The following is a 22,082-nucleotide window of genomic DNA, read 5'->3' on the forward strand; positions in this document are numbered from 1 at the left end:
GGGCATGCGCAATGAAAAAAGTATTCACACTGACCACCATGATGGCCGGCGTAATGATGGTATTTACTGCAGGTGCAGCGGATGCGCCGAAAGAGTTGAACCTGGGGATCCTGGGTGGGCAGAATGCTACCCAACAGATTGGCGATAACCAGTGTGTGAAAGATTTTCTCGATAAAGAGCTGAACGTAGACACCAAGCTGCGTAACTCTTCCGACTACTCTGGCGTGATCCAGGGCCTGCTCGGGGGCAAGATCGATCTGGTATTGAGCATGTCGCCTTCGTCATTTGCTTCGGTGTATATCAAGGATCCCAAGGCGGTCGATCTGGTGGGGATCGCGGTGGATGATACCGATCAGTCGCGCGGCTATCACTCGGTGGTGGTGGTGAAAGCCGACAGCCCTTACAAAAAGCTGGAAGACCTGAAAGGCAAATCCTTCGGCTTTGCGGATCCGGATTCGACCTCCGGTTTCCTGGTGCCAAACCAGGTGTTCAAGAAGCAGTTTGGCGGCACGCCGGATAACAAATACAACAACTTCTTCTCCAGTGTCACCTTCTCTGGTGGCCATGAGCAGGACGTACTCGGCGTGTTGAACGGCCAGTTTGAAGGCGCGGTCACCTGGGCCTCGATGATTGGCGATTACAACACCGGCTATACCAGCGGAGCCTTCAATCGGATGATCCGTATGGATCATCCGGATTTGATGAAGCAGATCCGCATTATCTGGCAGTCGCCGCTGATCCCTAATGGCCCGATCCTGGTGAGCAACTCGCTGCCTGCGGATTTCAAAGCCAAGGTGGTTACCGCCATCAAGAAGCTGGATACCGACAACCATCAGTGCTTTATCAAGGCGATGGGCGGCAAGCAGCACATTGGCGACGTCACGCTGGCAGAATACCAGACCATTATCGATATGAAGCGTGAGCTGACCAAGGGCGATCGCTAAGGCGGCTTCGTTCCCGGCCCCTCACCCTAACCCTAACCCTCTCCCACAGGGAGAGGGGACCGATAGAGGTCGCTGGTTCTGCTGTGTAATACCTGGTCTTTTTTCCTTACACCCAACTATTCGAAGCGGTACGGCCTATCTACCAGCTCCGGGCCGCTCCCTCTCCCTGTGGGAGAGGGTAGGGGTGAGGGGACAATACTCTCCACTACAAGAAGATGGAAAGCGATTTTGAATACCGACTTTGCACACTACTACCAACGGATCCGCAGTAAGCAGAAGCGTGAAACCCTGCTCTGGTCGCTCGGGCTGGTAGCGCTTTATCTTGGCGCAGGCAATATTGCCGAGTTCAACCTGCATACCGTCTGGGTGTCGATCCCCCATTTCTTTGACTATCTGGCAGAAACCATCCCGGTGCTGCACTGGCCGCTGCTGTTCGCCGACGGTCATACCGAAGGCTCCTTCGCCTATTGGGGCTACCGGTTACATATCCAATTACCGCTGATCTGGGAAACCTTACAACTGGCGCTGGCGGCGACCATTCTTTCCGTGCTGGTGGCAGGCGGGCTGGCCTTTTTGGCGGCCAATAACACCCACAGCCCGGCGACGTTGCGCTTTGCCATCCGCACGCTGGTGGCGTTCCTGCGTACCATGCCGGAGCTGGCCTGGGCGGTGATGTTTGTGATGGCGTTTGGCATCGGTGCCATTCCCGGTTTTATGGCGTTGGCGCTGCACACCATCGGCAGCCTGACCAAGCTGTTCTATGAATCGATCGAAACCGCCTCCAACAAGCCGGTGCGCGGGCTGGCCGCCTGTGGGGCCACGCCGTTACAGCGCATGCGTTTTGGCCTGTGGCCGCAGGTCAAACCGATCTTCCTGTCCTACAGCTTTATGCGACTGGAGATCAACTTCCGCCAGTCGACCATCCTCGGCCTGGTAGGAGCGGGCGGAATTGGTCAGGAACTGATGACCAATATCAAACTCGACCGTTACGATCAGGTCAGCATGACGCTGCTGCTGATTATCGTGGTGGTTTCGCTGCTGGATTACGCCTCCGGTGAATTACGTAAACGCGTTGTCGAGGGGAAAGCCTAATGTCCGTTCAGCCGATCTCTGCCACCAATCTGCAGCAACTCAAGCAGCAGAATCCGGAAATCTTCTCACGCCAAGGGCGCTATCTGCGCACCCTAGGCATGATTACCGTGGCGATTGTGTTGTATTACGTCTTCTTCTTCCTGGTGTTTGGCATTTCCTGGCCGCAGTTTGCCAACGGTTGCCAACAGATTAGCCGCTACTTTATGCGCATGTTTGTCTGGCATGACTTTGCCAACTGGCCGTTTGGCTACTATTTCCAACAGATCTTTATCACTCTGGCGATCGTGTTTGCCGGCACCATTACGGCAACGCTGCTCGCTTTACCGCTGTCGTTTCTTGCCGCGCGCAATGTGATGTTCTCGCCTGTGCTACGGCCAATTGCGACGCTGGTACGCCGCCTGCTGGATATTCTGCGGGGGATTGATATGGCCATCTGGGGCCTGATTTTCGTACGTGCCGTGGGCATGGGGCCGCTGGCGGGGGTGTTGGCCATCGTGATGCAGGATATCGGCCTGCTTGGCAAACTGTATGCCGAAGGCCACGAAGCGGTGGATAAATCCCCCAGCCGTGGGCTGACGGCGGTGGGTGCTAACGGATTGCAAAAACACCGTTATGGCATTTTCACCCAATCCTTTCCGACTTTCCTGGCGCTGAGCCTGTATCAGATTGAGTCCAATACCCGTTCGGCGGCGGTGCTCGGTTTTGTCGGGGCGGGGGGGATCGGCCTGGTCTATGCCGAGAACATGCGGCTGTGGAACTGGGACGTGGTGATGTTTATCACCCTGATCCTGGTGGTGATCGTGATGCTGATGGACAAGATCTCCGCCATCCTGCGTAACAAATATATCGTTGGTGAAGAAATTCCGCTTTACCCGAAAAATCATTAACCTCTGCGGGTAAACCCTGGTTTGCCCGTGGAAATTCCATTGAGAAACCCCCGCCGGATCCCTATACTGCCGCCATGCAAGGTGTGCAGCGCTGCACGCCTCTCCTGATTGACAAGCGAAAGGCTATTCCATGATTAACAATGATGTGCTGCGCAGCGTGCGCTACATGCTGGCTATTAATGACGCGAAGATGGTAGAGATCGTCAAGCTGGACGGTTTTGACGTCGATGTCGCAGCCATGGGGACCTACATGATCAAGGAAGGCGAGCCGGGTTTTGCCAACTGCCCCGACGAAGTGATGGCTCATTTCCTCAATGGCCTGGTGTTCTTCAAGCGTGGCAAAGACGATAAATTCCCGGCACCGGCGGTAGAGCTGCCGATCACCAACAACCTGGTGCTGAAAAAGCTGCGTGTGGCGTTTGAACTGAAAGATGTCGATTTGCACCAGATTTTCACCGCGGTGGAATTCCGTATCTCCAAGCCTGAGCTGAGCGCGCTGTTCCGCAAAGAAGGCACCAAAAACTATCGTCCATGTGGCGATCAGATGCTGCGCTACTTCCTGAAAGGGCTGACCCAGCGCATACGCGGCGCATAATCCTGCGTATCACGACATCAGGCGTCCTCATCGAGGGCGCTTTTTTTTTGTGCCCCCTGCATTTGTCGATCATACTCAGTACGATGCCGCTTGGCGGTAGAACATGTCCGAACTTTCCGACGGAAATAAGGGAATTATGACGACAGCACCCACCACGTTGCCACCGGTGTTAACCAGCACGGCAATAGAACAAAAAATCCTGCGCAGGTCGATCTTCTGCACGCTGTTTATTGCCAGTGCCGGGATCGTGTTTGGGATTGTCTGCGGTTCCATGTCGATCGTGTTTGACGGCATGTTCTCGGCGTTGGATGCAGGCATGTGTTCATTATCCCTGCTGGTGTCCCGCCTGCTGGGGCAACCCCATAGCCGCCGTTTTCAGTATGGGTTCTGGCATGTCGAACCACTGGTGCTGGCATTTAACGGCAGTTTACTGACGTTGCTGTGTCTGTATGCCTTTGTTAACGCCGTCAAAGGTATTGCCGACGGAGGGCGCGAACTCGAGCTGGGCTGGGCGATTGTCTATGCCGTTACCGTCAGCCTTTTCTGCTTTACCCTCTACGTTAAGCAAACCCGGCTGAATAAGCAGGTTAAATCGGAACTGATCGCGCTGGATAACAAAAGCTGGCTGATGTCGGCCTGCATCAGTTCGGCGTTATTGGTGGCTTTTATTCTTTCCTGGCTAATGGAAGGAACCCGTTATGAACACCTCAACGTCTATGCCGACCCTGTCGCGCTGGCGCTGTTGACGCTGGTCTTGATCCCGGTGCCGATCAAAACGGTAAAATCTGCCATTCAGGAAGTGCTGCAGATGACGCCGGACAGCCTGGATGCCAAGGTGGAAGCCATTATGGCGCAGCTGACGCTGGAGTATGGCTTCCTGGATTATTCCAATTACGCCACCCGTGTTGGCCGCGGGCTGTTTATTGAGATCCACATCGTGATCCCGCCAGAGATGGAACACAGCGGCGTCCACAAGCTGGATAAAATCCGTGACCAGATAGCCGACGCCATTGGTGAAGATAGCCCGCACCGCTGGCTGACCATCTCCTTTACCCATAACGCCAAGTGGCTATAGGTTTTCCGCCATCACCCACATGGCCACGGATTGGCTGACGCTGGTATAGCTCTCCTCGCCCACGATCGCCATACCTTGGCGCTGATAAAAGCGTTGGCCAGCCACGTTGCTTTTCAGCACGTCCAGCCACAGGATTGGTTGCTGTCTCTCAATGGCTCGTCGCTGTACTTCGGCATATAGCCGTTCACCATAGCCGCGCCCGGCAAATTGTGGCAGAAAATAAATCTTCTGCAGCTCGGCCCCGAGGGTTGCGGTCGCTGCCTGCAGGCTGTCGAAATTAAGCTTGGCAAAGCCTACCGGCGTCTCCCCCTCATAGGCAAGCAGCCAGCAAGTATCGCGGTCTCGCAATGAGGGCTCCAGCGCTTGTTCGGCAAAATCCTTGGTCAGAAACGCCTGCAACTCCTGCTGGTTTTGCCAAAGTTCAGCAAAGTGAGCGAGGTAGCTGGCAATCCCGATTTCCCGCACGGTCGCTAAATCAGCGGGCAACGCTTGACGGATCGTGAACACGATAGCCTCTTTGTTAGTGGTCAGTTGACTCATCTTGGGCGATCGGCTGCTTGCCGCTCAATGCACCCCATTCGCTCCAGGCACCGTCATAGAGTTTCACCTGCTTGGCCCCCAGTGATTGCAGGCCAAAGGCCAGCACCGCGGCGGTGACGCCAGAACCACAGCTGACGATGGTGGGGGCGTCGATATCGACTCCTTTTTCATCGAAGGTTTTTTTCAGCGCTTCGAGTGATTTGAAACGCCCGTTCTCCAGCAGATCGCCATACGGAATATTGATGCTGCCCGGAATATGGCCACGGTGCAGGCCAGGGCGGGGTTCCGGGGCTTGGGCATAGAAACGTGGTGCGGCACGGGCGTCGAGGATTTGCCGCTGGTCGTTCATCGCCTGTTCCACCTGCTGCATATCCACCACCGCTTCGGCATTAAAGTGCGCGCGGAAGATGGCAGGGGTAGGCTGTGCGGGGCCGGTTTCCAAGGCGTTACCGCGTGATGTCCAACCTTGCAAACCTTCATCGAGCACGAATACATTTTGTGCACCGAAATTACGGAACGTCCACCAACCGCGTGGGGCAGAGAACTGATTGCCTCCATCATAGAAAACAATGGTCTGTTGGTCATTGATGCCCAGTTTACCTACGGCGGCGGCAAAGGCTTCTGCCGTGGGCAGCATATGCGGCAGCGTCGTATTTTTATCCGCGACGTCATCAATATCGAAATACACCGCACCGGGTATATGGCCCCGCTCAAATTCGGCCAACATGTCTTGCTTCGGCACCTGACCGACAGGTGCCATACGCACGTCAACCAGCGTCAGATTTTCATCGTTGATATGTTGCTCAAGCCATTGCGCGGTCACTAAAAAAGCAGAGTTCATGATTATTGTTCGCCTGTCAGGACAAAGAAGGTTTTCACTATACCTCAACGATCTTGCATATTGGTATGCTGCGGTTTGAAAGGGGGCAGGGCAGATGATTGACCAAGACTTTGGCGGGGCGAAAATCGCCTTGCTGTACGGCGGCCAGGTGCTGGTTTACCTGCGCGATGACAACCCGGCAATCCCCTGGCCCGGCTGCTGGGACTTGCCCGGCGGCGGACGTGAAGGGGACGAAACCCCGGTGCAATGTGTGCAACGGGAAACCGAGGAGGAGTTCGGTATTCTATTGTCCGCCCGGCAAATTGTCTGGCAGCAGCGTTACGCCGGGATCAAGCCTGGCTCGCCGCCCACCTGGTTTATGGTAGGTGAAATCACCCTCGCACAAATTGCGGCGATACGCTTTGGTAATGAAGGGCAGTGCTGGCAAATGATGCCTGCGGATGAATTTGTACGGCACCCGCAGGGCATTGCCCATCTGCGTCAGCGGTTAGCGGATCGTCTGGCCCAGCTCGACTAACCGGACACGCTCGATCAACGCGTCGACCTGATGCTCGGAAAATACTTCGATGCCATGTTGGCGTAGCAGCTCAGCGGTGACGCCGCTGCCGGGCTGGGTTTAACCGTTAAATGCACCGTTGTAAATGGTCTGGCTCCCGCAGGAAGGGCTGCGATCGCTCAATAGGGCAAAACGGCAGCCATGCAGGCGAGCGGTATCCAGCGCCAGATGGGCACCCAACAGATACTGGTCGGTAACGTCGTTCCCTTGCGCGTCGATCACTCTGGCCTGGTTGGCTATCACCTCAGCGCCATTAGCAGCGGCCGCAATCTCTGCTGGCGGGCGCGGCGTAGAGAAACCTGCGGCCAATTCGGGGCAGCACACCACCAATCGTCCCTCCTTTTGCCACTGCTGTAAGGTGGTATCGATAACGGTTTTGCTGGAGGCGTTATAACGTACGTTGAAACCGGCCAGGCAGGCACTGAGCAAGATTTTCGGCGGCATGAGGTGTCTTCTGTTGAGGGGGCGAAAGTGCGGCATCAAGGCTCACACGCGCGGCTTTATAATAGCAGCGCGGTTTAGCTTAATACCAGCCGTACCTCCCCACTATTTTGCTAACCCTGTGTTCTTTATCCACCGCGTTTTATGAGGGCAGTCACGGATCCGTGGCAAAGTTGATTATCGGCTTGTTAATGAAATTTAAATTTCATATAAATACATTATGATTTTTATTTTCCAAAAATAGGCAAGGGAGAAAACGATGAAACAGGTGCGCGTTGGATTGATCGGTACCGGCTATATTGGCCGCTGTCATGCTATCGCCTATGCACAGGCTGGCACGGTGTTCCCGCTGAAAGGGGAGTTGGTGTTGGAGATGTTGGCGGAGGTCACACCCGAGCTGGCAGCTCAGCGTGCGGCGGAGTTTGGCTTTGTGCGTTCAACCGGTGACTGGCGCGAACTGGTGGCCGATCCCGCCATAGACGTGGTGGATATCTGTGCCCCGAACTTCCTGCATAAAGAGATGGCCCTGGCGGCAATTGCACAGGGCAAGCATGTTTATTCCGAGAAGCCGCTGGCGCTGAATGCGCAAGACGCCGCCGAGATGGTGCAGGCCGCGCGGGCCAAAGGGGTCAAAACCCTGGTTGGGTTCAACTATATGAAAAACCCAACCAGCCAGTTGGCACGGGAAATCATCGCCAACGGTGAAATTGGCGAGGTGGTGCATTTTTACGGTACGCATAATGAAGATTATCTGGCCGACCCGCGTACGCCGATCGACTGGCACTGCCGCGAAGCCACCGCTGGGTTGGGGGCGTTGGGCGATCTGGCGGCGCATATCGTGAACATGGCGCATTATCTGGTGGGGGATATTGTCGCGGTATCGGGCGATATGCAAACCCTGATCAAACAGCGGCCCGATCCGAACAACCCGGCCAAGATGTGCCAAGTTGAAAACGAAGATCAGGCCAGCGCGCTGGTGCGCTTTGCCAATGGCGCGATGGGCACCATCGAAACCTCACGCATTGCCTGCGGGCGCAAAATGGGTCTGACTTATGTGGTGACCGGCACCAAGGGCACCCTGAGTTTCACTCAGGAACGCATGGCCGAACTGAAACTGTATCGCCATGATGAACCGGCGGAGCGGCAGGGCTTCAAAACCATCATGGTAGGGCCAAAGCATCCGGATTATGCCGCATTCTGCATCAGCGCCGGGCATGGTATCGGCTTTAACGATCAGAAAACGGTGGAGATCCGCGATCTGGTCAATGGCATTGCCGCGGGTGATCGGATGTGGCCTGATTTCGAGGAAGGCTGGAAGGTATCCTGCGTGCTGGATGCGATAGCCGCCTCTGCCGAACAGCGCCGCTGGCTGGATATCAACCGCGATTGACTCTGTGACTTGCATAGGCGGCTAACGAAACTGCAACTGATGCGTTATCTGTAGGGGTGCCGCATGCTGCGCCCGTTTATCTGCATGCTGCCCCTACTTGGCAGCATGCAAGGCCTTTGAACGGTTAAAATGCGAAGCAAGAACAGCCGAATGCGCCCCAGAAAGCATTCTCGTTGGAGATGGGAATGCTGGAACGGCGGGCAATGTCATGCTGGTGAGCATGAACGCCACAAGGGCCGCAACACTGGTGTGCCTGGCTTAATGCACCTACCTTGCTGGTGGTTGCGGGCGGTGCTGAGCGATAATGCCCCGCTACCTTGACCACCGGTGACCATTCAGGCAGTACCGGTAACGGCGGCGGAGAGAACGGCGAGAAACTGCCCGCAGCATAGACGACTTTGCCATCCACCACGGTCATGACCGACTCAATTCCCTTGATCTGCTCCTCTGGTACGCTGAAGTAATCCTGTGACAGTACGGCCATATCCGCCAGTTGTCCCACCTTGATCTGTCCCTTTTTCCCTTGTTCGGTAGAGAACCAGGCACTGCCTTGTGTCCAAAGCATTAATGCTGTTTCACGATCCAGACGAGCCTGATCGTCATACATTGCCATACCGCCGACCGTGCGGCCAGAAACCAGCCAGTACAGCGCTGTCCAAGGGTTGTAACTGGCGACGCGGGTAGCGTCAGTGCCTAATCCAACCGGCAGTTCTGCCGCCAGCATTTTGGCTACCGGTGGAGTCTGTTTGGTGGCTTCGATGCCATAGCGCTCGGCAAAGTATTCCCCTTGAAATGCCATGCGGTGCTGTACGGCAATGCCGCCCCCGAGAGCCTTCACCCGCTCGATATTACGCTCCGAGATGGTTTCTGCATGGTCAAAAATCCAGTGCAGACCGGCAAAGGGGATCTCGCGGTTAACCTTCTCAAACACGTTCAGCATCCGGCTGATAGATTCATCGTAAGTGGCATGTAGACGGAACGGCCAGCGGTGTTCCACCAGATGGCGCACCACGCGTTCCAGCTCATCCTCGGTACCTTCAGGCAAATCCGGGCGAGGTTGCAGGAAGTCTTCGAAGTCGGCCGCCGAGAACACCAACATTTCACCCGCGCCGTTATGGCGGTAAAAGTCCGTTCCCTGGCCGGGTTTGAGCATATCCGTCCACAGCTGGAAGTCTTCCAACTCCTGCTTTGGCCGTTGGGTAAACAGGTTGTAGGCGATACGCAGGGTCAGCTGTTGTTTATCGTGCAGTTCCGCGATGACCTGATAGTCCTCGGGATAGTTCTGGAAACCGCCGCCAGCGTCAATCGCGCTGGTCAGGCCCAGGCGATTGAGTTCGCGCATAAACTGGCGGGTGGAGTTTACCTGTTGTTCCAGCGGCAGCTTCGGCCCCTTGGCTAAGGTTGCGTAGAGGATCATGGCATTGGGCTTGGCGATTAACATCCCGGTTGGGTTGCCATTGCCGTCGCGCTGGATTTCGCCCCCTGGCGGGTTTGGCGTGTCCTTGGTGTAGCCCACCACTTTCAGCGCAGCGCGGTTAAGCAGGGCGCGATCGTACAGATGCAAAATAAATACCGGCGTGTCTGGGGCGGCGGCGTTGATTTCATCCAACGTAGGCATACGGCGCTCGGCGAATTGGAACTCGGTCCAACCGCCGACCACTCTGACCCACTGTGGGCTGGGTGTGCGCAGTGCCTGCTCCTTAAGCATACGTAAGGCGTCGGCCAGTGAAGGCACACCTTCCCAGCGTAGTTCCAGGTTGTAATTCAAACCACCCCGGATCAGGTGCAGGTGTGAATCATTCAGGCCGGGCACCGCCGTATGGCCGTGTAGGTCGATGATCTGGGTTTCCGGCCCGGCGTGTTGCATGACGTCGTTCTCACTACCGACGGCCAGAAACTTACCGTCCTTGATCGCCACGGCCTGAGCGGTGGGATTTTCGCGATCGACAGTATGGAATTTACCGTTGCTGATGATCAATGAAGCGGTGTGACTCATAGCGTTTTCCTTTAATGGCGGATGAGCCATTGATGAAATAGACGGGTAACCAACGGCATCCACAGGAATACCACCAGGGCGACAACGCTGGCATCATTGAGTAAATGTCCAGCCAGTGTGCCGCTCAGTTCCGGCAGCAGCTTGCCCCAAAACCAGGGCACCAGATTGGTTGAAGGGAAAATCACCAGCAGGGTGATTAAAAACTGTTTCCACTTGGCCGGTGGCCGCACGTTGGCGCTGGCAGGTGTGAACCAGAATTCGGCTCCGGGGCGGATCTCAATATGATCGCTACCCAGCAGCAGTGGGGTGACTTCTTCGATATATTTCAGACGCTGCGGCGAGTGGATCCAGCGGTATAAATTGTCCAGATTATCGAAGCGTACCAGCACCGTATAAGCTTGCTGGTTGCCGGAGGGGCGAATGACGTTAACGCCTAGATGGCCGTCAAACTGGGCGGCATCGGGCATGATGCGTTTTAACCAGGCTTCATAGGCTGGTTCCTGGCCGGGAGCCAGATGGTGAGTGATCACCAGCGTAACGTGTTGCTGATGGGACATGGATCCAGCTCCTGAAAAACCCCGGCGTGCGGCCGGGAGGCTAATGCGGTCAGTCAAGGTGAGCCCTGCGCGGTTTTACTTGCCGCTGCGAGCAGGGGCGTGATGCACCAGAGTGTAAGCATAGTCAACGCCCATCCCGTAGGCACCGCTGTGTTCACGTACCAGATCCATCACCGCATCGTAGGTTTCTTTGCGTGCCCAATCGCGTTGGTACTCAAGCAGCACCTGTTGCCAGGTCACCGGAACAGCCCCAGCCTGCACCATGCGATCGATAGCGCGCTCATGGGCATCCACCGAGGTGCCGCCAGAGGTGTCTGTGACCACATAAACCTCATACCCGGCTTCCAGTGCCATCAATGCCGGGAAGGTCAGGCAGACCTCGGTCCACAGGGCGGAGATCACCAGTTTTTTACGGCCGGTGGCCTCCACGGCTTTAACGAATGCCGCATCTTCCCAGGAGTTCATCGAAGTACGTTCAATCGGGGTGAGCTCTGGATGCACCGCCAGCAATTCCGGCCAGATATAGCCGCTGAAACTTTCGCTTTCGACAGAGGTAAGAATAGTGGGAACATTAAAGATGCTGCCGGCTTTGGCCAGCGCTACCACGTTGTTCTTCAGCTGTTGGCGATCGATATTGGCCACACCAAAAGCCATTTGCGGTTGATGATCGATAAAGATGAGTGCGGAATTTTTCGGATCAAGCAGTTGAAACTTCGACATAATATACCTTCCAATTGTATTACCGTGAATAAGACGGATGCGCTGTATCAATGGAATGAATGGTAGGTAGGTGCCGTTTTCAAAGATAGCGTAGAATTTTTACCTTCTTGTTAAGTTTTTTTATCTATGGGAGAAAGGGGTGAGACTAAATCTGGAAGCGCTATTGATCCTGGACGCACTGGATCGTCATGGATCATTTGCTGCAGCGGCAGCCGCGCTGTTTAAAACGCCTTCTGCCCTGAGCTACATGGTGCAGAAACTGGAGAGCGATCTGGCGATCACGCTGCTCGATCGCTCCGGTCACCGGGCAAAATTCACCGCTACCGGCAAGCTGATGCTAGAAAAGGGGCGGATATTGCTGCGTGCTGCGCAAGATCTGGAGCAGCAGGCGCGCTATGTAGAAAGTGGCTGGGAGAGCGATCTCACCCTGGCGGTGGATGCATCGTTCCCTTTTGCCCGGCTGCTACCGCTGATTGATGAGTTTTACCGTAATCACCACCACACCCGGCTGCGTTTCAGCCACGAAGTGCTGGCTGGCTCTTGGGAGGCGCTGATACACGGCTGTGCCGATATTATTATCGGTGCGATTTGTGAGCCGCCTTCGCGCTCGGGCTATGCTTTTAGCCCGCTAGGGCAGTTGGAGTATGTGTTTGCCGTCGCCCCGTACCATCCGTTGGCCGCCCAGCCGGAACCGTTGCAGAAAAGCACCATCCGCCAGCATCGCGCAGTGGTGGTTCATGACTCATCGCGGGTGAATTCACCGCAAAGTCTGCACGTGCTGGATGAGCAGGATCAACTGACGGTATTCAGTTTTGAGGCCAAATTGCAGGCGCAGTTGGCCGGTTTGGGCTGCGGCTATCTGCCTCATTATCTGGCAGAACCTTATCTGAAAACCGGCCAGTTGGTAGCGAAAAGCGTGGAAGCAGAGCGTGATAGCGACACTGCCTATTTCGGTTGGCGAGAAAGTGCTACCGGCTTGGCCAGCCTCTGGTGGCGTGAGCGGTTGCAAGCTTATGCCGTTACGGGGGAATGACGCTGAAGGTTGGCAAGGCAGGCTTATTCTTGCCTGCCAGGATTGTCTTCCATGCACCTAAGGTCATGATGCTGATTTTTAACTTTGCTTTACCACTTTTGTTATTTTGAGCGCCGATCCGCTTCGCTGATACTTAAGAAAATAGCCTCAGCGAGCCGGAAAATGCCCTCAGACAAACCCCATAGCCACTATCTGCACGGCGAACAACGAGCGTGGATCCAACAGCTTAACCGGCAATGGGTCTGGCGGCTGGAACTGCCGACCTGGGGAATTATGCTGCTGGTTTACGGTAGTTGGTTCGGTGTGGTGCATTACTGGCAGCAGCTTGGCCCCTGGCTGGGTACTCCGCTGCTGACTGTGGCGACCACTTGGTACCTCTCGTTGCAGCATGAGCTGATCCACGGCCATCCCACCCGCTGGCCTCGGCTCAACCAACTGTTCGGCCTGCTTCCCCTGGCGGTGTGGTATCCCTATGGGCTGTACCGTGACAGCCATATTCAGCATCATCGCAACGATCATCTGACCCAACCTGCCGCAGATCCGGAAAGTTACTATTTCAGCCGGGCGCAGTGGCAGCGTTTTCCTGTTTTGCTGCCTCTGTTGGCCAAGGTGCGTAACACCCTGATTGGGCGAGTCACGCTTGGCCCGGCATGGGATATTGCCGCCACGCTGGCCAATGCCTTGAAAGCCATACTGGCTGGGGATCTGCGGACTTTGGCGATGTGGCTGGTACAGGGTGCACTGTTGGTGGCTCTGCTTGCCTGGCTGCAAACGCAGGGCATTTCTGTCGCCTTTTATCTGCTGGCGGTGAGCTACCCGGCGCTGGGGTTGACCAAGATCCGTTCGTTTTATGAGCATCGTGCGGTGGACGCTCCGCAGGCACGTTCTATTATTAATGAGGCCTCTTGGCCGTGGCGGCTGCTGTTTCTTAATCTGAACTATCATTTAGTGCATCATGATTTACCCGGTTTGCCTTGGTATGGGCTGCGAAAAGTCTATCTGGCAGAGCAGCAGGCCTACCGGCAACGCAGCCAGGGGTTTGTGGTACAGGGCTATGGCAACTGGTTTGTCGATCATGCCGTGACGCCGATTGCCGTTGAAGTACACCCGTTTGAACAGGAGAGTGTCGGGAAACAGCATGTGATACGCTGGACACATACCGCGCAGGATTTTCCAATCGATCTGGCGAAATAGCCGGAAAGCATCATCAAAGAGGATAAAGCATGGCTATTACCCCATTACGCGCACGTTTTTTGGCATTGGCTTTGACCGTTCTGGCAGGAGCCAGCGGTGTTGCACAGGCGGCCGATACGGTACGCGTGGGTTCTAAAATTGATACCGAAGGCTCGTTGCTTGGCAATATCATTGTGCAGGTGCTGGAAGCCAACGGCATAAAAACCACCAACAAACTGCAGCTAGGCACCACCAAGGTGCTGCGTGGTGCGATCACCTCCGGCGAGATTGATATCTACCCGGAATACACCGGTAACGGTGCCTTCTTCTTCTCCGATGAAAAAGATCCGGCGTGGAAAAACGCTCAGGCCGGGTTCGAGAAGGTCAAAAAGCTCGACTATGACCAGAACAAGATCGTCTGGCTGGATGCCGCCCCGGCAAACAACACCTGGACGATCGCCGTTCGCCAGGACGTGGCACAGGCCAACCATCTGAAAACCCTGGCAGATCTGGCCAAGTGGATCAACGACGGTGGTAAGTTCAAACTGGCGGCATCGGCAGAGTTTATCGAACGCCCGGACGCACTACCGGCCTTCCAGAATGCTTATGGCTTCAAGCTTAATCAGGATCAGTTGTTGTCACTGGCTGGCGGTGACACGGCGGTGACCATCAAGGCGGCGGCGGAACAAACCTCTGGGGTGAATGCGGCAATGGCCTATGGGACCGATGGCCCGGTAGCCGCGCTGGGCCTGCAAACGTTGGAAGACCCACAGGGCGTGCAGCCGATTTACGCCCCGGCTCCGATTATTCGTGAGGCAACGCTGCAGCAGCATGCCAATATCGCCGAACTGCTCAAACCGGTATTCGCTACGTTAGACGGCCCAACCTTGCAGCAGTTGAACGCGCAGATCGCCGTAGAAGGCCAGGATGCCAAACAGGTAGCGGTCAATTACCTGAAACAGAAAGGGTTGATTAAGTAACCTTGATTTGACGACTGAATCTGATATTGCCTCTCATCCCAATGCTCTCCCACAGAGAGAGGATGCTGATACGGAGCATCGATTTAGGGCAGGATTCAATCTTTAAAACGTTTAATCCCTCCCCGCAGGAGATGGAAAGATGCGGCGTTGGGATTAGGTGCTGGAGCCCATTTGTGGCACGTTCAGTCCCCTCTCCCACAGAGAGAGGGAGCTGGTATAGAGCAGCCATTAAGGGCAGGATTCAATCTTTAGAACGTTTAATCCCCTCCCCGCAGGAGATGGAACGGATGCGGCATTGGGATTAGGTGCAGGAGCCCATTTGTGGCACGTTCAGTCCCCTCTCCCTGTGGGAGAGGGTTAGGGTGAGGGGACGTCAGCTTACGCGTAGCTATGCATTCTGCGCTTAACTGGCTGATTAGACCCTGGGAGTGATTTTGATTATTGTCTTGAAAAACCGCGTATTACTGACACTGTTTGTTTTGCTGCTGCTTGCGGCCTTTGGCCTGCCGTTCCTCAGTTATGCCCCTAATCGCCTGCTGTCTGGCAAGAGTATCTCTCTGATTTCACTGTTGCATGGCCCAGCGCTGTGGCTGCTGCTGCCATTACTGGCGTTGGCCGTGCTCAGCCTGTTAACCCCCACGCGCAATCGGGCGCGGCTGACCGCCTGCGTTGCCGCCGTTCTATTGGCGATGATCTTTTGGTTGAGCGGCTATACCGCGCAGCAACTGGCATTGCAGGGCTCGCCGTTGGCGCGGACTTCCTGGAGCAGCGGCTGTGCGTTAATGGCAGCATTGAGCGGCCTGATCGCCGCAGATGCCATGACGCGGATCACCCCCACACACCTGTGGCGCATTCTGGGTAACGCTTTGGTGATGCTACCTGCCGCGCTGCTGTTGTTTACCCATCAGTTGGACCAGCTTTCCCTGATGAAGGAGTACCACAACCGGCAAGAGGTATTTGACGCTGCGTTACTCCAGCATTTGACCATCTTGCTGGCTACCTTGGTACCGGCTCTGCTGATTGGCGTGCCGTTGGGGGTGCTGTGTTTTCGTTCAATCCGCTGGCAGGGCCCGATCTTCTCTACGTTGAATATCATCCAGACCGTACCATCCATTGCGCTGTTCGGCCTGTTGATCGCCCCGTTGGCCGGGCTGGCGGCGGCGCTCCCTTGGTTGGCTAACTTAGGCATCAGCGGTATCGGCATGGCCCCGGCGATTGTGGCATTGGTGCTCTATGCCCTGTTGCCGCTAGTGCGTAGCGTGGTCGCCGGTTTGCAAAGCGTGCCCGCCAGCGTGATTGAGTCCGCCAGCGGCATGGGAATGACGCGCGGGCAGATTTTCTTTGGCGTACAGCTGCCACTGGCATTGCCACTGTTCCTGACCGGCGTGCGGATCCTGGCGGTGCAAACCGTGGGAATGGCGGTGGTGGCCGCGCTGATCGGGGCAGGGGGTTTTGGTGCGATCGTGTTTCAAGGATTACTCAGCAGCGCGCTGGATCTGGTGCTGCTCGGGGTGATCCCGGTGATCGCCATGGCGGTGATCGTCGATTCGCTGTTTAAATTCATAATTTCAATGTTGGAAGTGACTGCCAGATGATTAACTTTGACCGGGTAAGCAAGATTTTTCAGGGGAAACCGGCGGTGGACGATCTCTCGTTGAGCATGGCGGAAGGGGAGTTTACCGTGCTGATCGGCACTTCCGGCTCTGGCAAATCCACCACTTTGAAGATGATCAACCGCCTGATCGAGCATGATAAAGGCAAGATCAGATTTGCCGGTGAGGAGATCCATAAGTTCAAGCCGCAGGATTTGCGCCGCCGAATGGGCTATGCCATCCAGTCGATTGGCCTGTTCCCCCATTGGACGGTGGAAGAGAACATCGCCACGGTGCCGCAGTTGCTGAAGTGGCCACGGGCACGGATCCGCGATCGGGTGACTGAGCTGATGGAGCTGCTGCAACTGGAGCCGGACCTGTTCCGCCGCCGCTATCCACATCAGCTTTCCGGCGGACAGCAGCAGCGGGTTGGGGTGGCACGAGCGCTGGCCGCCGATCCGGAGGTGTTGCTGATGGATGAACCCTTTGGTGCGCTCGATCCGGTTACCCGGGCCTCGTTGCAGGCGGAGATTGCCCGCATTCATCAACTTTCTGGCCGCACCATCGTACTGGTGACGCACGATATCGATGAAGCGCTGGGGCTGGCCGATCGGATCGTGCTGCTCGATCAGGGGCGAGTGGTGCAGCAGGGCACTCCGTTGGAGCTGCTGACCAACCCGGTGAATGATTTTGTGCGTGACTTCTTTGGCCGCAGCGATCGGGGGATCAAGCTGTTGGCGTTGGGCACGGTAGCCGAAAGGGTGCGGCCGGGCGAGGCGGAAGGGGAACCTATCCAGGCCATGATGAGCCTGCGTGAGGCGCTTTCGGTGTTTGTTGCCCGAGGCAGCGAACGTTTGCCGGTGGTTGACGAACAGGGGCAAGCGCTTGGCGTGTTGCATTTCAGCGATTTGATTACACACAAGGCGCTATCATGAATATCACGCGCTGGTGGCGCGATCCGCTGCCGTGGACATTTGCTCTGCTAGTGGCGTTGGTCTTCGGCATGAACCATCTGCACGGCCTGTTTGCCGCTTGGTTCCCACAGTTGGAGCGGCCGGTGTATCAGCAGGACAGCTTCTTCTCGCTGGTTGTTGCGCACTTATCGCTGGTAGCCGTATCGAGCCTGATTGCGGTAATGATTGGCGTAAGCGCTGGCATTGCGGTGACGCGCGCTGCCGGGAGGGAGTTTCGCTCATTGGTGGAAACCGTGGTTGCCGTTGGGCAGACTTTTCCACCGGTCGCGGTATTGGCGGTGGCGGTACCGGTAATGGGCTTTAGTGAACAGCCAGCGATTATTGCGCTGGTGCTGTATGGTTTATTACCGATCCTGCAAGGCACCTTGACCGGGATAGAGTCGGTTCCGGCGGGTACGCGTGAAGTGGCTCAAGGGGTGGGGATGAGCCGCTGGCAAGTTTTGTGGCGCGTTGAGTTGCCGTTGGCGGCCCCGGTGATCGTCGCGGGGATCCGTACTTCGGTGATTATCAATATCGGCACGGCGGCGATAGCCTCGACGGTAGGCACCAAAACGCTGGGAACGCCGATCATTATTGGCCTGAGTGGCTTCAATACGGCGTATGTGATCCAGGGAGCGGTGATAGTGGCGTTGTTGGCGATCATTACCGACATGCTGTTCGAACGCTGGGTAGGCTACCTCACCGCCTGGCGTCAGCAACGGCTGACTGTCTCATCTTCTGCGGGGTAACTTCCATGGCGATAGTCTCTTTACCGATGTACGGCGTTAGCCACCAACAGGTGGAACCGTTCTGGCAGGCGCTACGCGATAAGCTGCAGCAACTGGGTATGGCGGAGGTTCCCCAGACGCTGAGTTGGCCGCAGGATTTGCCGCAACACTGGCAACGGCCGGATCTGCTACTTAGCCAGACTTGTGGTTATCCATTGGTGACGGTGTTACCACAGGTACAGCTGGTGGGCATTTACCATTACCGCGTGGAGGGTTGCAGCGGAGCGAACTACAGCAGTTGGCTGGTGGTGCGTGAGGATGAACCGGCTGACCGTCTGGAAGATTTTCGCGATCGCGTGGTGGCGTATAACAGCCGTGATTCACAGTCGGGGTATAACAGCCTGCGAGCCTTGATTGCACCGTTGGCGCGAGAAGGGCGGTTTTTCCGCCAGGCGATCGCCTCTGGCAGCCACTATCGCTCATTGGAGATGATCCTGGAGGGGCTGGCGGATATTGCGGCTATCGACTGTATTAGCTTTGCCCTGTTGAAACGCGCACGGCCACAGGCCGTTACTGGGCTGAAGATTATTGGCCGTACCGCTGCGGTACCGGGCTTGCCGTTGATCACGGCTGCTGGAACGCCAGACTCACAATTGGCAATCCTGCGCACCGCGGCCAGCGCCATGGTCAACCATACGGCCAGTGAAAGCCTGCTGATCGGCGATTTTAGCCTGGTGTCGCGTGCCGCTTATCAGCGGGTGGCCGAGCTTGAAAGGCTGGCGGCCAACGCTGGCGTCACGGCGTTATAAAGCGGGTTATTTCGCTTGAATAGTGGCCGTTGGGGCGCTATCGGTAGCGGCATCGTTGGTGGTAGTGGTCTCTTCTTGTGGCGTGGTGGAACGGGTGTACATATTCAGCCCGGCCAGGAACACGCCGCTCAGAGAGCCGAAGGCACATAAGGCGATGACGATGAGGAACGCTTTTTTCCGCATAATGATTATTTCGCAGGTTGTCCAGAACAGCGGGAATTATAGCCCCTTCCCCGGGTGAAACAACACTCGTTTAATTGGGGGTATGCGGACTGCACCGATCCTCTGGTCTTTTTGGGCAGGATCAGGTTCGCAACTGAGGTTCAAAGGTTTTGCGAGGCGGATTCAGAACCCATTCGCTCATAATGTGCGCCAATGACAGCCTATGGTAGGTTTTTTATGTTAAGTCCAAGGATGACCGACATGAAAAAAGCCACCTCCACCCCGCATGATGCTATATTTAAGCAGTTTCTCACCCATCCAGACACGGCCCGTGATTTCTTGGAATTACATGTGCCGCCTGCCTTACTGCAGTATTGCGATCTGAACACGCTAAAGCTGGAACCCGGTAGTTTTATCGAGAGCGACTTGCGTGCCCATTACTCTGACGTACTTTACTCGTTGCGAACCGAGAGAGGGGATGGCTATGTGTACGTTTTGATCGAACATCAAAGCTCGCCCGACAAACATATGGCATTTCGTTTAATACGCTATGCCATTGCGGCAATGCAACGCCACCTTGAGGCAGGGTACGACCAGCTTCCTCTGGTTATTCCTATGCTCTTTTATCACGGTCAGGTGACGCCTTATCCCTATTCAATGAGTTGGTTAGAGGAATTCAGTGAGCCTGAACTAGCCAGGCAGCTCTATGCGGGGCATTTTCCGTTGGTTGACGTTACCGTCATTCCGGACGATGAAATCATGCAGCACCGCCGCATGGCCATTCTTGAGCTGTTACAAAAGCACGTACGCCAGCGCGACCTGGTTGAGCTGTTAGAACAACTGGTCACATTGTTGTTGGCCGGATACACTACTAAAGAGCAACTCATATCATTGGTGAACTATATGCTGTTGGTGGGGAAAGCAACCGAGCCGGAGACGTTGATCCGTGAGTTGGCCAGACGCGCGCCGCGGCATGAGGAGGAATTGATGACTATTGCAGAATATCTCGAGCAAAAAGGTTTCGAGAAAGGGATTAAGCAAGGCATGGAAAAAGGGCGGGAAACCGTGCTGGAAATAGCGAGTTCCATGCTGGCTGAAGGCTTTGATCGTGCCATGGTAATGAAGTTGACCGGTCTTTCCGCGGACGATTTGGCGCAAATCCGCCACTAACATAGGCGGTAGGTCTAGTGACCCCCGAGTTTATTATTCATTAGTGGTTAGGCTGAGGCTGGAATAACAACTAGCAGACCTAACCTCCCCCTTGGGGAGAAGTTAGGAGTAATGCCTTACTTGACGGCTGGTTGCACCTTGGCCGGGCGGGCAAACAGGTATTTACCCAGCGTCACCAATACCACCGCCGAGACGATAATCACCAACGCTAGCCACTCGCGCGGACCCAGGGATTCGCCAGCAAAGCCGACGCCGAGCAGCACCGCCACCACCGGATTAACATAGGCATAGCTGGTCGCTACCGCCGGGCGTACGTTTTTCAGCAGGAACATATAGGCGCTGATCGCCAGCATTGAACCGAAAACAATCAGATAACCGAGCGCCATAAAGCCGCTGAAGGTGGGCATTTTATCCAAATGCTCACCGCTCAGTTGGCTGGCGATGGTCAGCACCACGCCGGCCACCAGCATTTCTGCGGCACCGGCCATTGGCCCGGCAGGGAGCGAAATGCGTGAGCCGAGTACCGAACCAAAGGCCCAACTGGCGGAAGCCAACAGGATTAACAGCGCGCCGGTCGGGTTACCCACCAGGTTATTGCCGGTGTTGAGCAACACAATGCCCACCAGTCCAAGGGCGATGCCTGTCCATTCCAGCTTAGTATTGCGGATACCCCAAAACATGCTGAAGCAGAGGGTGAACAGCGGAACCGTTGCGACCATCACCGCGGCAATGCCTGAGGGCACATCCTGATGCTCGGCAACCGTGACCAGGCCGTTACCCACGGCCAGCAACAGAATGCCAATGGTGCCAGCGGCGACCCACTGTTTCAGAGTGGGCAGGGCATGTCCCCGCAGCAACAGGAAAACGAACAGAATGATACCGGCAATCAGAAAACGAATGCCCGCCATCATCAAGGGAGGCCAGCTTGCCACTCCCACTCGGATAGCGAAGTAGGTCGATCCCCAGACAATATATAACGTAAACAGCGCCCCGATTAACGGCAGGAGATGACGATTTTGTTGGCTCAGCATGGGTTTTTATTCGATAGGGTGAAAAATCGTTAGGACACTCAGTAAACCTTAAGGCATGGCCGATAAGCAATGCTTTTCTACCCGTTTAGTCGTGTCGTGGTACCGGGGGAGGCTGCCAGTCCCTGGCCTACAATCAAGGAATTACGACTGAGAGATCTGGTAGGCGCAGCGGCGGGCACCGGTAAGAATATGTTCGCTGCGCTCAACCTTGGCTTGCAGCACCTCGGTAAATACGTTCAGCTCGGCGCGGCAAAATCCTTGGCATACCGCCGCGGCGCTGCAGATGGGGCAGTGGTTTTCCACCAATAGAAACGCGCCGTCTTTTTCTTCGCTCCACTCGGCCATATACCCTTCACGGCAACGGATGGCCGCCAGACGAGCAACACGTTCACGTAAATCGGCTGCACCGATCATCGCCTGTTTATAATTAATTCGGGTCTCCTGCTCTCGGCTGTCGATCAGCAGGTCCATCGCCTGTTCACCCAGTTTGTCACGCACCGTGCGTAACAGTTGGGCGGTTAATTCGGCATGGGCGTCGGGAAAGTGGGCGTTACCTGCTGCGGTCAACTGCCAGAGCTGTACCGGGCGGCCAACGCCACGGGTTTCGGCCTTGGCTTCCACCAGGCCTTCTTTTGCCAGCTTGACGAATTGCTGACGAGCGGCTTCACCGGTGGTGCCGAGTACTTTTCCCGCTTCTGAGGCTTGCTGCGGACCGTGGGTTTTCAACAGCTTCAGCAAGCGGTCACTGACCGAATGTGCGGTGCATTCGCCATTTTCCAAGTTAATTCTTGACATATTACAGCGCCTCGCCCTTAAT

The 22,082-nt window shown here is 55.8% G+C and carries 23 protein-coding genes and 1 pseudogene; 15 read left to right on the forward strand and 9 right to left on the reverse strand.

Going from position 1 to position 22,082, the window contains the following annotated elements; all coding sequences use genetic code 11:
- Window positions 1-11 precede the first annotated feature (11 nt).
- From phnD to ACMV5I_RS11545, 5 genes are all read left to right on the forward strand, one after another.
- Window positions 12-944, forward strand: a complete 933-nt coding sequence (gene phnD / locus ACMV5I_RS11525; RefSeq protein ID WP_261155980.1) for a phosphonate ABC transporter substrate-binding protein — start codon at window positions 12-14, stop codon at window positions 942-944.
- Window positions 945-1,172: 228 nt separating this feature from the next.
- On the forward strand, window positions 1,173-2,036 hold the full coding sequence (phnE, locus tag ACMV5I_RS11530; protein WP_024486430.1) for a phosphonate ABC transporter, permease protein PhnE: 864 nt from the start codon (window positions 1,173-1,175) through the stop codon (window positions 2,034-2,036).
- A complete protein-coding gene (phnE, locus tag ACMV5I_RS11535) occupies window positions 2,036-2,923 on the forward strand; it encodes a phosphonate ABC transporter, permease protein PhnE (RefSeq protein WP_414824401.1) in 888 nt (295 codons plus the stop codon). The genes phnE (ACMV5I_RS11530) and phnE (ACMV5I_RS11535) overlap by 1 nt, the downstream gene beginning before the upstream one ends.
- A 130-nt stretch (window positions 2,924-3,053) precedes the next feature.
- Window positions 3,054-3,518, forward strand: a complete 465-nt coding sequence (locus tag ACMV5I_RS11540; protein WP_021180467.1) for a DUF1456 family protein — start codon at window positions 3,054-3,056, stop codon at window positions 3,516-3,518.
- Window positions 3,519-3,654: 136 nt separating this feature from the next.
- Entirely contained in the window at window positions 3,655-4,593 is a 939-nt protein-coding gene (locus tag ACMV5I_RS11545) for a cation diffusion facilitator family transporter (RefSeq protein WP_161711831.1), read from the forward strand.
- Here the strand turns inward: ACMV5I_RS11545 and ACMV5I_RS11550 are convergent.
- Together ACMV5I_RS11550 and sseA are read right to left on the reverse strand one after the other, a co-directional pair.
- Window positions 4,588-5,100 carry an N-acetyltransferase family protein gene (locus tag ACMV5I_RS11550; RefSeq protein ID WP_414824402.1) on the reverse strand — a complete coding sequence of 171 codons (513 nt, stop codon included), beginning with the start codon at window positions 5,098-5,100 and terminating at the stop codon, window positions 4,588-4,590. The two genes, ACMV5I_RS11545 and ACMV5I_RS11550, sit on opposite strands and share 6 nt — an antisense overlap.
- Before the next feature lie 13 nt (window positions 5,101-5,113).
- The gene (gene sseA / locus ACMV5I_RS11555; protein ID WP_414824403.1) at window positions 5,114-5,974 is read right to left on the reverse strand and encodes a 3-mercaptopyruvate sulfurtransferase; all 861 of its coding nucleotides are present in this window, start codon (window positions 5,972-5,974) and stop codon (window positions 5,114-5,116) included.
- Between the two features lie 94 nt (window positions 5,975-6,068).
- On the opposite strand from sseA, the gene ACMV5I_RS11560 reads away from it, so the two are divergent.
- Window positions 6,069-6,491 (forward strand): NUDIX hydrolase, encoded by a 423-nt coding sequence (locus ACMV5I_RS11560; RefSeq protein ID WP_174334824.1) that lies wholly within the window; start codon window positions 6,069-6,071, stop codon window positions 6,489-6,491.
- On the opposite strand, the pseudogene ACMV5I_RS11565 reads toward ACMV5I_RS11560, so the two are convergent.
- Window positions 6,462-6,974, reverse strand: a pseudogene (locus ACMV5I_RS11565) (DUF523 domain-containing protein). The gene ACMV5I_RS11560 and the pseudogene ACMV5I_RS11565 overlap by 30 nt on opposite strands.
- Before the next feature lie 256 nt (window positions 6,975-7,230).
- Here ACMV5I_RS11565 and ACMV5I_RS11570 point away from each other — a divergent pair.
- Window positions 7,231-8,361: a Gfo/Idh/MocA family protein gene (locus ACMV5I_RS11570; RefSeq protein ID WP_414824404.1), complete on the forward strand. Its 1,131-nt coding sequence runs from the start codon at window positions 7,231-7,233 to the stop codon at window positions 8,359-8,361.
- Between the two features lie 124 nt (window positions 8,362-8,485).
- Here ACMV5I_RS11570 and ACMV5I_RS11575 read toward each other — a convergent pair whose 3' ends face one another.
- The 3 genes from ACMV5I_RS11575 to ACMV5I_RS11585 form a co-directional block, all read right to left on the reverse strand.
- A complete protein-coding gene (locus ACMV5I_RS11575; protein WP_414824405.1) occupies window positions 8,486-10,357 on the reverse strand; it encodes an amidohydrolase in 1,872 nt (623 codons plus the stop codon).
- An 11-nt stretch (window positions 10,358-10,368) separates the two neighbouring features.
- A complete protein-coding gene (locus ACMV5I_RS11580; RefSeq protein ID WP_414824406.1) occupies window positions 10,369-10,914 on the reverse strand; it encodes an antibiotic biosynthesis monooxygenase in 546 nt (181 codons plus the stop codon).
- Window positions 10,915-10,989: 75 nt separating this feature from the next.
- Window positions 10,990-11,634, reverse strand: coding sequence for a hydrolase (locus ACMV5I_RS11585; RefSeq protein WP_121606297.1), 645 nt, complete (start codon window positions 11,632-11,634; stop codon window positions 10,990-10,992).
- A 139-nt stretch (window positions 11,635-11,773) separates the two neighbouring features.
- Between ACMV5I_RS11585 and ACMV5I_RS11590 the strand changes: the two genes are divergently transcribed.
- The 7 genes from ACMV5I_RS11590 to ACMV5I_RS11620 all read left to right on the forward strand — a co-directional run bounded on the left by ACMV5I_RS11590 (window position 11,774) and on the right by ACMV5I_RS11620 (window position 18,902).
- Window positions 11,774-12,667: a LysR substrate-binding domain-containing protein gene (locus tag ACMV5I_RS11590; RefSeq protein WP_121606298.1), complete on the forward strand. Its 894-nt coding sequence runs from the start codon at window positions 11,774-11,776 to the stop codon at window positions 12,665-12,667.
- A 162-nt stretch (window positions 12,668-12,829) separates the two neighbouring features.
- Entirely contained in the window at window positions 12,830-13,861 is a 1,032-nt protein-coding gene (locus ACMV5I_RS11595) for a fatty acid desaturase (RefSeq protein WP_202712391.1), read from the forward strand.
- A 29-nt stretch (window positions 13,862-13,890) separates the two neighbouring features.
- On the forward strand, window positions 13,891-14,820 hold the full coding sequence (locus ACMV5I_RS11600; protein WP_024486419.1) for an ABC transporter substrate-binding protein: 930 nt from the start codon (window positions 13,891-13,893) through the stop codon (window positions 14,818-14,820).
- Between the two features lie 440 nt (window positions 14,821-15,260).
- On the forward strand, window positions 15,261-16,415 hold the full coding sequence (locus tag ACMV5I_RS11605; protein WP_414824442.1) for an ABC transporter permease: 1,155 nt from the start codon (window positions 15,261-15,263) through the stop codon (window positions 16,413-16,415).
- Entirely contained in the window at window positions 16,412-17,347 is a 936-nt protein-coding gene (locus ACMV5I_RS11610) for an ABC transporter ATP-binding protein (protein ID WP_024485894.1), read from the forward strand. Before ACMV5I_RS11605 ends, ACMV5I_RS11610 begins: the two co-directional genes overlap by 4 nt.
- Window positions 17,344-18,114, forward strand: coding sequence for an ABC transporter permease (locus tag ACMV5I_RS11615; RefSeq protein WP_414824407.1), 771 nt, complete (start codon window positions 17,344-17,346; stop codon window positions 18,112-18,114). Before ACMV5I_RS11610 ends, ACMV5I_RS11615 begins: the two co-directional genes overlap by 4 nt.
- 5 nt (window positions 18,115-18,119) lie before the next feature.
- Window positions 18,120-18,902, forward strand: coding sequence for a phosphate/phosphite/phosphonate ABC transporter substrate-binding protein (locus ACMV5I_RS11620; protein ID WP_414824408.1), 783 nt, complete (start codon window positions 18,120-18,122; stop codon window positions 18,900-18,902).
- A gap of 6 nt (window positions 18,903-18,908) precedes the next feature.
- On the opposite strand, the gene ACMV5I_RS11625 is transcribed toward ACMV5I_RS11620, so the two are convergent.
- Window positions 18,909-19,085 carry a hypothetical protein gene (locus ACMV5I_RS11625; RefSeq protein ID WP_164721870.1) on the reverse strand — a complete coding sequence of 59 codons (177 nt, stop codon included), beginning with the start codon at window positions 19,083-19,085 and terminating at the stop codon, window positions 18,909-18,911.
- A 231-nt stretch (window positions 19,086-19,316) separates the two neighbouring features.
- On the opposite strand from ACMV5I_RS11625, the gene ACMV5I_RS11630 reads away from it, so the two are divergent.
- Window positions 19,317-20,234, forward strand: coding sequence for an Rpn family recombination-promoting nuclease/putative transposase (locus ACMV5I_RS11630; RefSeq protein ID WP_414824409.1), 918 nt, complete (start codon window positions 19,317-19,319; stop codon window positions 20,232-20,234).
- A 116-nt stretch (window positions 20,235-20,350) separates the two neighbouring features.
- On the opposite strand, the gene yedA is transcribed toward ACMV5I_RS11630, so the two are convergent.
- Both yedA and ACMV5I_RS11640 read right to left on the reverse strand, forming a co-directional pair.
- Window positions 20,351-21,265, reverse strand: a complete 915-nt coding sequence (yedA, locus tag ACMV5I_RS11635; RefSeq protein WP_024527478.1) for a drug/metabolite exporter YedA — start codon at window positions 21,263-21,265, stop codon at window positions 20,351-20,353.
- A gap of 141 nt (window positions 21,266-21,406) precedes the next feature.
- A complete protein-coding gene (locus tag ACMV5I_RS11640) occupies window positions 21,407-22,060 on the reverse strand; it encodes a helix-turn-helix transcriptional regulator (RefSeq protein ID WP_121606305.1) in 654 nt (217 codons plus the stop codon).
- Between the last annotated feature and the right edge of the window lie 22 nt (window positions 22,061-22,082).

This window comes from Serratia sp. T13T92, assembly GCF_047530105.1.
Lineage (GTDB): Bacteria > Pseudomonadota > Gammaproteobacteria > Enterobacterales > Enterobacteriaceae > Chania > Chania fonticola.

Bases quoted from the DNA above. Each gene is read 5' to 3' on its own strand.
- ACMV5I_RS11610 (WP_024485894.1), top strand. From the start codon at position 16,412: ATGATTAACTTTGACCGGGTAAGCAAGATTTTTCAGGGGAAACCGGCG.
- yedA (WP_024527478.1), bottom strand. From the start codon at position 21,265: ATGCTGAGCCAACAAAATCGTCATCTCCTGCCGTTAATCGGGGCGCTG.
- ACMV5I_RS11560 (WP_174334824.1), top strand. From the start codon at position 6,069: ATGATTGACCAAGACTTTGGCGGGGCGAAAATCGCCTTGCTGTACGGC.
- ACMV5I_RS11595 (WP_202712391.1), top strand. From the start codon at position 12,830: ATGCCCTCAGACAAACCCCATAGCCACTATCTGCACGGCGAACAACGA.
- ACMV5I_RS11615 (WP_414824407.1), top strand. From the start codon at position 17,344: ATGAATATCACGCGCTGGTGGCGCGATCCGCTGCCGTGGACATTTGCT.
- ACMV5I_RS11545 (WP_161711831.1), top strand. From the start codon at position 3,655: ATGACGACAGCACCCACCACGTTGCCACCGGTGTTAACCAGCACGGCA.
- ACMV5I_RS11575 (WP_414824405.1), bottom strand. From the start codon at position 10,357: ATGAGTCACACCGCTTCATTGATCATCAGCAACGGTAAATTCCATACT.
- ACMV5I_RS11625 (WP_164721870.1), bottom strand. From the start codon at position 19,085: ATGCGGAAAAAAGCGTTCCTCATCGTCATCGCCTTATGTGCCTTCGGC.
- ACMV5I_RS11570 (WP_414824404.1), top strand. From the start codon at position 7,231: ATGAAACAGGTGCGCGTTGGATTGATCGGTACCGGCTATATTGGCCGC.
- ACMV5I_RS11640 (WP_121606305.1), bottom strand. From the start codon at position 22,060: ATGTCAAGAATTAACTTGGAAAATGGCGAATGCACCGCACATTCGGTC.
- ACMV5I_RS11585 (WP_121606297.1), bottom strand. From the start codon at position 11,634: ATGTCGAAGTTTCAACTGCTTGATCCGAAAAATTCCGCACTCATCTTT.
- ACMV5I_RS11600 (WP_024486419.1), top strand. From the start codon at position 13,891: ATGGCTATTACCCCATTACGCGCACGTTTTTTGGCATTGGCTTTGACC.
- phnE (WP_414824401.1), top strand. From the start codon at position 2,036: ATGTCCGTTCAGCCGATCTCTGCCACCAATCTGCAGCAACTCAAGCAG.
- ACMV5I_RS11620 (WP_414824408.1), top strand. From the start codon at position 18,120: ATGGCGATAGTCTCTTTACCGATGTACGGCGTTAGCCACCAACAGGTG.
- ACMV5I_RS11630 (WP_414824409.1), top strand. From the start codon at position 19,317: ATGACCGACATGAAAAAAGCCACCTCCACCCCGCATGATGCTATATTT.
- ACMV5I_RS11580 (WP_414824406.1), bottom strand. From the start codon at position 10,914: ATGTCCCATCAGCAACACGTTACGCTGGTGATCACTCACCATCTGGCT.
- phnD (WP_261155980.1), top strand. From the start codon at position 12: ATGAAAAAAGTATTCACACTGACCACCATGATGGCCGGCGTAATGATG.
- sseA (WP_414824403.1), bottom strand. From the start codon at position 5,974: ATGAACTCTGCTTTTTTAGTGACCGCGCAATGGCTTGAGCAACATATC.
- ACMV5I_RS11540 (WP_021180467.1), top strand. From the start codon at position 3,054: ATGATTAACAATGATGTGCTGCGCAGCGTGCGCTACATGCTGGCTATT.